General features: G+C 41.9%; 10 protein-coding genes. 5 read left to right on the forward strand and 5 right to left on the reverse strand.

What is annotated here, in order from left to right; all coding sequences use genetic code 11:
* Positions 1-4 precede the first annotated feature (4 nt).
* The 4 genes from rsmH to H6G69_RS12525 all read right to left on the reverse strand — a co-directional run bounded on the left by rsmH (position 5) and on the right by H6G69_RS12525 (position 5,239).
* Positions 5-913 carry a 16S rRNA (cytosine(1402)-N(4))-methyltransferase RsmH gene (gene rsmH, locus H6G69_RS12510; protein ID WP_190686777.1) on the reverse strand — a complete coding sequence of 303 codons (909 nt, stop codon included), beginning with the start codon at positions 911-913 and terminating at the stop codon, positions 5-7.
* Positions 914-994: 81 nt separating this feature from the next.
* Positions 995-2,905, reverse strand: coding sequence for a M48 family metallopeptidase (locus H6G69_RS12515; protein ID WP_190686779.1), 1,911 nt, complete (start codon positions 2,903-2,905; stop codon positions 995-997).
* 271 nt (positions 2,906-3,176) lie between these two features.
* Positions 3,177-4,217 carry a cobalamin biosynthesis protein CobW gene (gene cobW, locus H6G69_RS12520; protein WP_190686782.1) on the reverse strand — a complete coding sequence of 347 codons (1,041 nt, stop codon included), beginning with the start codon at positions 4,215-4,217 and terminating at the stop codon, positions 3,177-3,179.
* 305 nt (positions 4,218-4,522) lie between these two features.
* Positions 4,523-5,239, reverse strand: a complete 717-nt coding sequence (locus H6G69_RS12525; protein ID WP_190686784.1) for a heme oxygenase (biliverdin-producing) — start codon at positions 5,237-5,239, stop codon at positions 4,523-4,525.
* Between the two features lie 543 nt (positions 5,240-5,782).
* Between H6G69_RS12525 and glmM the strand changes: the two genes are divergently transcribed.
* From glmM to trmFO, 5 genes are all read left to right on the forward strand, one after another.
* The gene (glmM, locus tag H6G69_RS12530; RefSeq protein ID WP_190686787.1) at positions 5,783-7,252 is read left to right on the forward strand and encodes a phosphoglucosamine mutase; all 1,470 of its coding nucleotides are present in this window, start codon (positions 5,783-5,785) and stop codon (positions 7,250-7,252) included.
* A 505-nt stretch (positions 7,253-7,757) separates the two neighbouring features.
* Positions 7,758-8,414, forward strand: coding sequence for a hypothetical protein (locus tag H6G69_RS12535; RefSeq protein ID WP_190686788.1), 657 nt, complete (start codon positions 7,758-7,760; stop codon positions 8,412-8,414).
* Positions 8,415-8,639: 225 nt separating this feature from the next.
* A complete protein-coding gene (locus H6G69_RS12540) occupies positions 8,640-9,821 on the forward strand; it encodes an RNA-guided endonuclease TnpB family protein (RefSeq protein ID WP_190686791.1) in 1,182 nt (393 codons plus the stop codon).
* A 168-nt stretch (positions 9,822-9,989) separates the two neighbouring features.
* Positions 9,990-10,406: a hypothetical protein gene (locus H6G69_RS12545; protein WP_190686794.1), complete on the forward strand. Its 417-nt coding sequence runs from the start codon at positions 9,990-9,992 to the stop codon at positions 10,404-10,406.
* A 159-nt stretch (positions 10,407-10,565) separates the two neighbouring features.
* A complete protein-coding gene (trmFO, locus tag H6G69_RS12550) occupies positions 10,566-11,885 on the forward strand; it encodes an FADH(2)-oxidizing methylenetetrahydrofolate--tRNA-(uracil(54)-C(5))-methyltransferase TrmFO (RefSeq protein WP_190686798.1) in 1,320 nt (439 codons plus the stop codon).
* Positions 11,886-12,006: 121 nt separating this feature from the next.
* On the opposite strand, the gene H6G69_RS12555 is transcribed toward trmFO, so the two are convergent.
* Positions 12,007-12,348 (reverse strand): cupin domain-containing protein, encoded by a 342-nt coding sequence (locus tag H6G69_RS12555; protein WP_190686801.1) that lies wholly within the window; start codon positions 12,346-12,348, stop codon positions 12,007-12,009.
* Between the last annotated feature and the right edge of the window lie 4 nt (positions 12,349-12,352).

A 12,352-nucleotide genomic window follows, 5' to 3' on the forward strand; every position in this document is an offset into this window, starting at 1 on the left:
CTGTTTACTTTTGATCTTCCTCAATTCTCTGGGCTATTCTCAGTTTAGCAGAACGCGATCGCGGATTATTGGCAATTTCTGACTCTTGGGCGGTAATTGGCTTTTTTGTTAATACGCGCAAAAGCGGAGAATTGCGTAAACTATGCTTAACTAAGCGGTCTTCTAAACTATGAAAACTAATAATGGCAATTCTTCCCCCAGGAAAAAGTGCGTTTGGTGCTTTTGCTAAAAAAGTTTCCAGAGAATTTAATTCATCGTTGACGACAATTCTTAAAGCTTGAAAGGCGCGGGTTGCCGGATGAATTCTACCATAACGGTATTTGGGCGGAACAGCAGAAGCGATCGCTTCTGCTAACTGAGTTGTTGTCGAAAACGGACGTCGTTCAACAATTCGCCTCGCAATACGCCGCGATAGCCTTTCTTCCCCATATTTAAAGAAAATATCTGCAATTTCCGCCTCATCCCATTCATTAATCACATCAGCCGCAGTGAGTGAACCTTGCTTATTCATCCGCATATCTAAACTTGCAGTATGACGAAAGCTAAAACCCCGTTCTGGCGTATCTAGCTGATAAGAACTCACACCTAAATCAGCCAGAATACCGTTAAAAGTTGCTCTCTTAAACTCATAGGCCGCAAAGTTACTTTGAATAAACTGGACACGTTCTCCAAATTCTGACAATTCTTTTTTTGCGGCGGCTAAAGCATCCTCATCTTGGTCAATTGCTGTTAACTGCACATCCGGCGCGGCTTGTAAAATCAAGCGACTATGACCACCACCGCCTACGGTTGTATCTAGATAATGACCTCCCGAAGACACTGCTAAACCTGCAATTACTTCTTGAGGTAATACAGGTAAATGGGAAAATGTCGGTTCATCAATAGCTAGCAATGAAGAAGAATCGGGATTCATTATACTTGCAGAAACATCTATATAGCAATCATATTTGATTTGGTAAATTCTTGCTGATTCCGATATTCATCTTGGCGGATTTTATTTTTTAGTTTTATGTTGATAAATTGTTGTGCCTGGTATTTGTTTGAATTTTTTCTCAAAATTTAAGTTGCTATTCAAAACAAAGCAAAATACTGCACCAGGTAATTCAATTTCTTGTACTATCGAGTTGACAAGTTTCGAGTTCTCCACTTCCCGGTTATCTTCCCAAAAACTAAATTTTCGCATGACTGCTAGGACATACAGTGGTTTATCTGGGAAATACTGCACTACTTTCTGCACTAAGTAAGCCGTTGTGATATTGGGATAACGAGATAACTGTTGACGCAGTTTATTTAGCTCTACATTTGACAGATGATGATGTTGAAATTCATCAGTTGTTCTTAAGCTAGAACGTTCTTGTTTACCTTTTAAAAGTAAATCATAATGTTGCTCGGCCCGCTCTTGATATAATTTGGCTTGCTCATGTTTTTCTTGTTGTTTAAGAAAGGCAAAAATTATTTGATACCCTTCCAGCATTATCTCTGGATCTTGAGCGATCGCATTTTCAATATACTCGATACCGCTAGCATCTTTTTGTCTTAATAATATTTGTCCTAATAAATAGTTGGCTGAGGCATGGTGAGTGTCTAACTTGATGACTTCTCGTAATAAAGAAACTGCGGCTGCTTCACCTTCTAATTCAAAAGTTAATAAGGCTCTTGTCGCTGCATCTTCTAAACTTAGCGGGTGTTTTTGTGCTTGCTCATTCAATTTTTGTAATGTCGTTAACGATTGTTGCACTTCCGCATATTTTTGTCGCCAAGGTGTTGCTATTTTCTCACGCCAAGCTTGACTAAAATTATCTCTAAATTTTTCTAATGAATCACCTAAATATGCTTGAGCCGCACTAATTTTCATTGGGACAGATACAGATAATTCTTCATCCACATCTGGATGATATTCTAAAGCTTTAAGTCTATCAGTTAGACAAGGGTGAGTATCGGCGTTACTCGTTTTTTCTGTTAGAGCTTCAGCTAAATATGTACTAGCTTCTTTTAAGGATATGCCTTGCGCTAAAGCTATTTGCATGACTGTATAACTGGTTTTTGGCGGTTCAATTTCTGTCTGGACTTGCCGATAAATTTTCGACCAAAATATATCCTCAATAAATCTAGCTTTGACGGCGACATTCATCAAAGTTTTAGCCGAATTTTCCCTGCCTGCTATTTCTACAGCACATCTATCAGCATCGTATTCATTTAACCGGGCTAACACAAAAGAATAGGCATCAAAAAAGGGAATATACCATTGCAAAAATCGATGAAAAATAAACCATGATGATTCATTACCACCATGTCCTAACCCATACTCAATGCGATACCAAGCTATGCGTTGGCGGTAAATCCACCCCTGAAAACGGCTATGATTTCCTGATAAATGTCCTAATTCATGGCCAAGCACAGCACGAAATTGTTCTGGTGGCAATGCTAACATCAAAGGTAAACCCACCTTGAGATAGTTTTGCTGCCAACCAAATAAACCTAAACGAGGTCTTTGGGAAACGCTAGCATTAAACTCTTCGGTGAGTAAAATGTGATGGAAACGTGGAGCATTTAGTTGAGTAGCAATTTCGTCAACTAACGCAAATAACTCAGGTGCATCTTGGCGACGTAGGACTAAACCTGTAGGCGCAGGAAAGGAAACCCACAGCGATCGCAGTAACATAAATGCTATTGCTAGTAAAAAAAATACTAACTTCAACCCGGCAACATTAAATAACTGAGCATTGACCATCAACAAGAGAATACCTGCCACTAATGCCACAGTCACAGCTAAAATTAGAAATATGTAGGCATAGCCCAATACCGCTAAAAGTCCAACGTGCAATCTATAAATAGAAGGTTGTTCCTGCGCAAGTATTTCTAATTTCTGAATTAGCCGCTCAAAACGCTCTTGATTAAAAGCCATAGATATGTATTAGCTTGTTCAATTTGCAATATAGCTGACACAATATCTGCTTGACTTACGTGAAAACTCAGAACTCACACTATATCAAGTAAAATACGCATCATGAACCTGATTAGTTTTGACAGACAAAACCCACCTTCGTGGGTTCAAAACCATTGATTTTTCATGAGTCCGCGCAGGTGGTCACTGAGCTTGTCGAAGTGCGGACTTTGTTTGTGTAGTAGCGAATTATATTCGCCCAAAACTTTTAAAACATCCTCTTATCTCGTGCCTACAAAGTCACTAGTTGCGATTCGATTTGTTGTAAGTTCAAATCACGACCGATAAAAACTAAGCGGGTTTGTCTAGCTTCTGCGGCTTGCCAAGGACGGTCATAAAATTTTTCAAAGCGGTTGCCTACGCCTTGCATGACTAAGCGCATGGGTTTATTGGGAACAGCAACAAAGCCTTTAATCCGGTATATTTCTTGTTGGTTGACTAAGTTTTGCAACTGTTGTTGGAGTTTTTCTGGGTCAAAGGCGCGCTCGAAAATGACATGGGTTGATGTGATTTCGTCGTCATGGTCATGGTCTTCTTCGGTGTCGTGATGGCTGGGACGGCTATCTAAATCATCTTCAACGGCAGCTTGCAATCCTAATAATACTGCTGGGTCGAGTTGCCCGCGATCGCTCTCTACCATTTTGACCACTCTGGGCAATTCTTGTTTGACTAATTCCTCAACTTGGGTTTTAGTAGCTGCATCTACTAAGTCAGTTTTACTCAACACCACTAAGTCTGCACAAGCGAGTTGGTCTTCAAATAATTCTTGTAAAGGTGTTTCATGTTCTAGGCTATCATCTGCTTGGCGTTGGGCGGCGATCGCCTCTAAATCACTGGCGAATGTCCCAGCTGCGACAGCTGCACAATCTACTACAGTAATTACGGCATCTACTGTGGCCGCGTTGCGAATTTCTTGCCAACGAAAAGCTTTAACTAAGGGTTTCGGCAAAGCTAAACCCGAAGTTTCAATCACAATACAGTCAATGCTGTCCCGGCGTTTAATTAACTCTTGCATCGTTGGATAAAATTCTTCCTGCACCGTGCAGCAAAGACAGCCGTTAGTTAACTCAAAAATATTACTATCGCCCGCTTCATCTTCGGGGCAAATTTGACAAGATTTCAATAATTCGCCATCAATACCCAGTTCGCCAAATTCATTGACTAAAACTGCGATGCGCCGACCTTGGTTGTTTTGCAGCAGGTGGCGAATGAGGCTAGTTTTACCACTACCTAAGAAGCCTGTAATGACCGTTACGGGAATTTTTGTAGCCATTTTGAGAAGTATGAAGTGTGAAGTCTGAAGTATGAAGTATATAGCGTTTCTTGCTCTATTTGTCTTGTTGAGTTTAGAGGCTAGAGTATCACCATACGCTTTAATTACTGAATAAATGCGGAAAAACGAACCGCAGAGGCACAGAGAACGCAGAGGAATGGGAGTTTTTTTTGCTTAAGCCCTAACTATAATAAATTTCACACTTCATACTTCAATAGGGGCAACTTCCTTGCGATCGCCTTACCTTGATAAGATGACCCCAGGGAAACTGCCCCAGAATTGACAAATATTTAGTTTACAAAAATTTACTCAGCTGTCGCTAGTTCGGTGCTGCCGCGTGTCCGACGACGGGTGAGGCTGTTGTATAACATCATCCCGATAGCTTTGATTAAGTTACCTTCGAGTTCTTGGAACATCTTCATGTTCATCCCGAAGGCAGAGTTAGCTTCATCAACGATGCCATCTGCGGTAGCTTCATCAATAGGCATTTCATCTAAAGCTTGACGATACTTAGCTTTAAATGCCTTCTCGTCTGAAATTTCATCAAATTCATAAAAGGCAGTACCTTGCCCATCGCCCAAATTCATCGCTGTTACCGCAATGTTTTTGAGAATTTGTCCCCCTGATAAGTCACCCAAATAACGGGTGTAGGAATGAGCAATTAACAATTCTGGTTGAGTTGCCGAAACTTCGCGGATGCGTTGCACGTAAGCTTCACCAGCAGGCGATAATTTGATTTGCTCGCGCCAGTTAACACCGTAATAGTAGCTTAAGTCTTGCTCTAGGCTATGCTTACGGTTGAGTTGGGAAAAATTAATTTTAGAAACAATTGGGTGCTGACGGTGCTTTTCCATCTCCTCTTCCATTGCCGAGTAGACGAAATAAAAGTTAGCCACCAGCTTCCGGTAGGAGCTTTTTTCGACAACTCCCTTTAAAAAGCACTTGACAAAACCTACGTTTTCTGCCATTGTGTGGGCTTTTTTTGTACCTACACGCAACTTGCTGGCTAAATTACTGCTCATACTAAATTTCTCACCTTTAAAAGGGTATACCGGGGTTCTAATTTACTAAGACTGACGCACAAAGGTTAGTTGTGAATTGGGTGTAAGGATATAAGGGTTAATGGGTTTTGAACATCTACACCCCTACACCCTTTTCTCAGCCCTTGATTTTTTTCATACATCAGGTCTATTTTACGAACGGCTAAAAAAGGTCATTAAAAAGTTACATTAGAACCATTTGATGAGAATTTATATTAAAATTTTTTAAGCAAAAAAAGCTTGTAGTTTTATTAAGCTGTGCCAGCCTGCAAAAAGAGCATCTGCCGTGACAAATTAGAAAAAATCTCAAGGGTATTAAGATAAAAAATGGTAATTTCTGTATAAAAATTTTACAAACTTCAGGAAATTTTTAAAGATTTTCACTTAACTAAGTCTGTTGGTAATAGATTTCTATAAAGAAAAACGATTATATAGTACAGATAAACAAATGCAGATTTCCTGGAATTTAGGGAATAAAGAGTAAAGTGATATTTTCCAGCATTATGGTGTGGGGTGTTTAAGATTATGGTTTCATCAATAACTCGTACTCAAGGCGATATTAAAGGCATTTCGGTAACAGCAGATCATGGCGAACAAAATTTGGCAGACAGTTTAGCATTTAGCTTGATATCACTACCTGCTACACCTTTGTTTGGGACTGATGGCATTCGGGGAAAAGTAGGAGAATTACTGAATGCGCCCTTAGCTTTACAAATTGGTTTTTGGGCAGGGGTAGTTTTACGTCATCATGCCCCACAAGTCGGGCCAGTCATTCTCGGACAAGATTCCAGAAATTCCAGCGATATGCTAGCGATGGCTTTAAGTGCGGGTTTAACAGCCGCAGGCATAGAAGTTTGGTATTTGGGTTTATGTCCAACGCCCTGCGTCGCCTACTTAACGAGTGTAACTGAAGCGATTGGTGGCGTGATGATTTCTGCTAGCCACAACCCCCCCGAAGACAACGGAATTAAAGTTTTTGGTGCTGATGGAGCAAAGTTGCCGCAAGCCTTACAAGCCGAAATTGAAGCCGGATTGCGCGGTAAATTAGTAAATGTCGGCGGTGTCGGTAATAACGGCAGACATTACGCCCGTCCGCAGTTAGTCAGTAATTACAGCCAAGCATTGCAACAACCTTTGCACAGTGGCGCAAATCTGCAAGGGATGAAGATTATTTTAGATTTAGCGTGGGGCGCTGCTGTTGGGTTAGCACCCCAAGTATTTATGGAAATGGGGGCAGAAGTTATCTGCTTACATAATGCCGCAGATGGCGATCGCATCAACGTCAATTGCGGTTCCACCCACCTAGAAATGCTGCAAACCGCCGTTAAAGAACATCAAGCTGATGTCGGCTTTGCCTTTGATGGTGATGCCGATCGCGTGTTAGCTGTAGATAATACAGGCAGACAAGTTAACGGCGACTATATTCTTTACCTCTGGGGTCATCACCTGCAACAACAGCAACAACTACCAGACAATTTAATCGTTTCCACCGTCATGGCCAACTTAGGCTTTGAAAGAGCATGGAAACAACAAGGTGGTAAATTGATTCGTACTGCTGTGGGCGACCAATACGTTCAAGCCGAAATGTTAAAAACAGGGGGAATGCTAGGCGGCGAACAATCTGGGCATATTTTGTGTAGACACTACGGTATTACCGGAGATGGCTTGTTAACAGCCCTGCACATAGCCAGCTTAGTTAAGCAAGCAGGTGTGACACTCGGGGAATTAGTAGACCAAAGCTTCCAGACCTATCCACAATTATTAAAGAACGTCCGGGTAGTAGACCGCGATCGCCGTTTAGGCTGGAAAGACTGCCAACCCGTACAACAAGCAATTTCTTTTGCCGAAGCCGCAATGGGTGACACAGGTAGAATCTTAGTCCGCGCCTCCGGTACAGAACCAGTCATTAGAGTCATGGTTGAAGCCGCCGATGCCCAACTTGCCCAACACTGGACAAATGAGTTAGTCGCAACCGTTCAACAGCATTTAGCGTAAAAATACCCACATACTAAGTTGCAGTCAAAGATAGTAACCTAGGGTGGGAGTAGGGAGTGGGGAGTAAGAATACTATTTCTAAAAGCCACTTAGTATCACAAACCCGACTTTTTGGAAAAAGTCGGGTTTCTTTAGTTATAGCAGTCGAAGTATAGGTGAGAAAATTTAAAAAGCATGAATGCCAGACATAGTAAGACTTTTACCTCCTACCTCCTGCTATATAGATCAATACAGTTCAGTTAAGGCAACAACTTAGACTGGTGTAGGTTGGGTGGAGGAACGGAACCCAACATTCACGCATACTTTGTTGGGTTACGCTATCGCTACACCCAACCTACTATTCTCTTAACTGAACCGTATTGCTATATAGACAATGAATCCAAAATCTAAAATCTAAAATCCAAAATTACACAAGACGCTGCATAAAAAAATCAAGGTCAACCTATTGAGTAAGTGTAGGGAGTTCAACCCGTCGAACTCACGTTAAAACTTTAGGAGACTGACCATGAAATTCCGCAATATCACCAGTTCTTTACTTACCGCCACTGCACTTTTAACCACCACACTTCCCGCCTTTGCCGGCCCCTTTGATGTTAAGCAGCCTACAGGTATCTTCAAACCTACTGATGTTATCCCGGCGGCTGTAGGAAACGCTACTCCCAGCAATCCTACACCTAGCACATCTAGTAACCCTGTTGGCAATAGTGAAATTCAAGGTTTGGGCGACCATCAATCTTGGGTTGATCCCAAAACTTTGGCAAACGACCCCCGCGCTTTGTGTAGTGATGTCGGCTTAGGTAACAACACCCGCACTAGTTCCACTAAAATTGCTTTAGCAACCTCTACCAGCAGCCGTTCTAGTTCATCTAGCAGCCATAATGATGGCGGTGGCGGTGGTGTTAGCTTCCTTGGTATTGGTGTCAGTGGTAGTGGAGCCAGCCAAGGTAGCAAAAATAATAGTGAATCTCGTGATAGCCGCACCAACCGTTCCGAAGAAGCTAGCAGCAGTTCCTCAACTGTAGTCCAAGGTAAGAATTGTGATGCTTTCGTGAATGCTGCCGCAGCCAGAGATATGAACTACCAAGACAACCTTACTCGCCGCTATGAAATTAAAACTGGTCGTCGTGGACAACAAGTTAACCAACTACTTGACAATAAATAATTCTAAAGTTACGGGCGGGTTTGCTGACCCACCCTACATATACAAAAGTTGATTTTTAATTGATAAACGCCGGGGTTAATACCCTGGCACTTGCTTTTATGTTGGAGCATGACTAAATCACCAAAAACCTACTTAAATATATTTAAACTTAGTTATTGTAAGTAGGTTCAGGTGGATCAATTAATAGTAAAATATTCTTGAGAAAACAAACCCTATTGTCATATCATGTACGCATTAAAAAGAGAGCTAAAACTAAATAAAAAAGAACGCTCTTTAATGCGTGGCATTGCGGGATTCAAGAGATTTGTTTACAATTACGCTTTAGATTTAATCACAGCAAGTTGGAATTTCGATGATATCAAAACAGGGGATTCAAAACGCTTAGATGCTATCAAAAAAGTGTTTACTTCACACACAATGAACAAGCCAGAATATGCGTGGATAAAAAAATATCCATCAACAGTATATCAATCAGCTTTCATTGACTTGAAAAACGCTTTTAGTAGATGGCGCAAAGGTTTAGCCCAGTTTCCTGTAAAGAAGTCAAAGAAAAAAGGTGATTCTTTTACGGTGTACAAAACATCGGGAATCTACATTGAAAAAGGTAAACCAGCCCTACCTTTTACCAATAGAGTTGTGATTAATCAGAGCAAGAGAATTAATTTACCAGGAATCAAGGAATTTCGTTTAAAGGAGAAGATTGATTTTATCTGTAGTTCACAAACATTCACTGTTTCTAGAACTGCTGACAAATGGTTTGTATCTTTCATCTTAGATGTCGAGAAAATCCCACCAATCATTCATCCAATAGAAAGAATTGGTGTGGACTTAGGCGTGAAAACTTTAGCCACTTGTTCTGATGGCACAACTTATACCATGCCAGTTACTACAAAAAAGGCGAAAACCAAGCTAGGTAAATTGCAATGGCGCAATCGAAATAAGGTGCTGGGGAACAAGAAGTTGAAGATTAAAGCATCTAATAATGCTCGTAAATTCTTGGCGAAAACAGCTAAGATTTATGCTCGAATTGCTAACATCAGACAAGATACAACGCAGAAAATGACGACGGATTTAAGTCGCAAAGCGTATGTTATTCGCATTGAGGACTTAAATATTCAAGGCATGATTGCTAATCATAAGCTAGCCAATGCTATTAGCAATAACTGTTTATACGAAATTCGTCGTCAGCTAACGTATAAACAACCGTTTTACGGTACAAAAGTTGAATTGGTTGATAGATGGTTTCCAAGCTCTAAAATGTGCTGCAAATGCCATCACGTTCAACCAATGAGTTTGTCTGACAGAATTTTCAACTGTCAAAGCTGTGGACATATTCAAGACCGGGATGAGAACGCATCTATTAATCTTGAAAATGCCCCTAACGATAAAGTGAGTCCAGTGCTGTAGACAGGTTTCCTGTCGCAGGTAACTGGCTCTTCCGTTGGGTAAGGTCGGCTCGACCTGAAACGCTTGTGGACAAGAAGTAGCCGTCTACCTTGGACGAAGCAAGAAGAAAACGTTAACCCAATCAACTTTCTTTGAGTAAGTTTAAGTAAGTTTTTCGGAGCAGGAAATATGCATCGGATAATAATTGCGATAGGTGCAAGTATGTTGATATTATTGCCATCTTTGGCAAATGCCGACACGCCAAGGCGCAGCATTCATGATTCGCAAATCTTACCTTATCTGTTAGATAATCCTCATGAGAATCCGACAGTCAGAGTGCGTTGTTGGCCCAAGCATAAGCAAGAGAGAGAAAGGGCTGATATTAGGAATCATCTTTTACAGTCCAATTCCGACAATCCTGCTTCCGATACTGTTACCATTGAAATCGCAGGCAGTTGTCGCAATGTCAAAATTCGCCTACAAAATGACACAAGTTTTGATGATTACCCAGTTTACAATCCTTATTTAGATGAACATCATCCCAACTTAGATGATTCCTGGTTGACTCGCACAGGTTCAGGATGGTATTGGTTGCTGCGTCAATAATGGGGTGTAGGGGGTAGGGTGTAGGGAAAAACATCAATGACAAATGACAGCCTTCTCCTGTCGGAGACGCTACGCGAATACTAGTTATCTTTAATTGCACCGACCTACTTACAGTGTGAGTAAGATACAGAAAGAATAAATAACCGCAGACGGACGCAGATGAATAAAGAACAACAACCAATACAAGTAATTGGAGGTGGACTAGCTGGGACAGAAGCAGCATGGCAAATTGCCCAGGCTGGAGTACCTGTAATTTTTCATGAAATGCGTCCCTTACGCTTCAGCCCTGCCCATCATACAGAACATTTAGCAGAGTTAGTCTGTAGTAATTCCTTTGGGGCAATGGCAAGCGATCGCGCGGCTGGATTACTGCACGAAGAACTGCGACAATTAGGTTCTGTGGTGATCTCCAAAGCTGATGAACACGCGGTTCCGGCTGGCGGGGCGTTGGCAGTAGATAGAGGTCAATTTAGCCAAGACTTAACCCAAGCTGTATCTCAGCATCCTTTAGTGGATTTTCGCCGTGGTGAGGTAAGTTCTCTCCCCGAAGGCATTGTCGTATTGGCAACTGGGCCGTTAACTAGCCCCGACTTAGCCGCAGACTTGCACCGCTTCACCGGGATGGAGTACATGAGCTTTTTTGATGCGGCTAGCCCAATTATTGTGGGCGAATCGATTAACCGTGACTTTGCCTTTATGGCATCGCGCTATGACAAGGGTGAAGCCGCTTATCTTAACTGCCCAATGAATAAAGAGCAGTATCTCAGGTTTTGGCAGGCACTGTGCGCAGCAGAACAAACAGAACTGAAGGACTTTGAACGGGAAACAGCAAAATTTTTTGAAGCTTGTTTACCTATTGAAGAACTGGCAAGGCGGGGAGAAGATACGATGCGTTACGGCCCCCTCAAGCCAGTGGGGTTATCTGATAGCCGTAGCGGGGAGCGTCCCTATGCTGTGGTGCAATTACGCCAAGAAGACAAAGCTGGGCAACTGTGGAATATGGTCGGTTTTCAAACTAATCTGCGTTGGGGCGAACAAAAACGTGTATTTCAAATGATTCCCGGGTTGGAAAAGGCAGAGTTTGTGCGGCTGGGGGTGATGCACCGCAATACTTTTATCAATGCGCCTCAACTGATGCAGCCGACATTGCAATTTAAACAACGTCCCACTTTATTAGCTGCTGGACAGTTAATTGGGACTGAAGGCTATACCGCCGCTGCTGCTGGTGGTTGGCTAGCAGGAACCAACGCCGCCCGCTTGGCTTTGGGTAAAGAACCTGTAATTGTTCCGCCAACTACGATGTTGGGGGCATTGTTAGAGTTTATTAGTTCTGCATCCCCGAAACATTTTCAACCAATGCCACCTAACTTCGGGATTTTACCAGATTTAGGTATAAAAATTAAAAATAAACAAGAGCGTTACGGACGTTACCGCGATCGCTCTTTGGCTGATTTATCTAACTGGAAAGCCACAATCTAGACCCAGGCAAGCCTCGCCACCTGATACCGTTTTATTTTAATTTTGATACAAATAGGCCACAGGGGGAAAGAATCAAAAGCCCATAAATTTGTATCATTGAAGTTAGGTGGACTATGAAAAGTTAATTTTCATCGCGTCCTTGAACTTGGGCTGGTGGGCTGGTTGCTTCCACAGCCGTAAATGATTCGAGTATTTTGTAGGTGTGATTTGAACCTTTGGGAACAACCCAAGAACTACCAGGTTCTAGCAAAATCATTTGCCCTTCGATATGTAACTCTGCACGACCATTAATTACATAACCAACAGTTTCATAATCGCGTGCAGTTGGTTGTTTATCTTTTCCTGGTTGTTCATTTTCCCAAAGGCGCATCGAAACATTTTTGCCAGAAGCTAGATATTTCTGACCATCTTGACCTTTGGGTGAATGGCTAGAATCGACTTTTTTAACGCTGGTGTCAGTCATAAGT

It is taken from the genome of Nostoc sp. FACHB-110, assembly GCF_014697425.1.
GTDB lineage: Bacteria > Cyanobacteriota > Cyanobacteriia > Cyanobacteriales > Nostocaceae > Nostoc_B.

Bases quoted from the DNA above. Each gene is read 5' to 3' on its own strand.
- rsmH (WP_190686777.1), bottom strand. From the start codon at position 913: ATGAATCCCGATTCTTCTTCATTGCTAGCTATTGATGAACCGACATTT.
- H6G69_RS12515 (WP_190686779.1), bottom strand. From the start codon at position 2,905: ATGGCTTTTAATCAAGAGCGTTTTGAGCGGCTAATTCAGAAATTAGAA.
- cobW (WP_190686782.1), bottom strand. From the start codon at position 4,217: ATGGCTACAAAAATTCCCGTAACGGTCATTACAGGCTTCTTAGGTAGT.
- H6G69_RS12525 (WP_190686784.1), bottom strand. From the start codon at position 5,239: ATGAGCAGTAATTTAGCCAGCAAGTTGCGTGTAGGTACAAAAAAAGCC.
- glmM (WP_190686787.1), top strand. From the start codon at position 5,783: ATGGTTTCATCAATAACTCGTACTCAAGGCGATATTAAAGGCATTTCG.
- H6G69_RS12535 (WP_190686788.1), top strand. From the start codon at position 7,758: ATGAAATTCCGCAATATCACCAGTTCTTTACTTACCGCCACTGCACTT.
- H6G69_RS12540 (WP_190686791.1), top strand. From the start codon at position 8,640: ATGTACGCATTAAAAAGAGAGCTAAAACTAAATAAAAAAGAACGCTCT.
- H6G69_RS12545 (WP_190686794.1), top strand. From the start codon at position 9,990: ATGCATCGGATAATAATTGCGATAGGTGCAAGTATGTTGATATTATTG.
- trmFO (WP_190686798.1), top strand. From the start codon at position 10,566: ATGAATAAAGAACAACAACCAATACAAGTAATTGGAGGTGGACTAGCT.
- H6G69_RS12555 (WP_190686801.1), bottom strand. From the start codon at position 12,348: ATGACTGACACCAGCGTTAAAAAAGTCGATTCTAGCCATTCACCCAAA.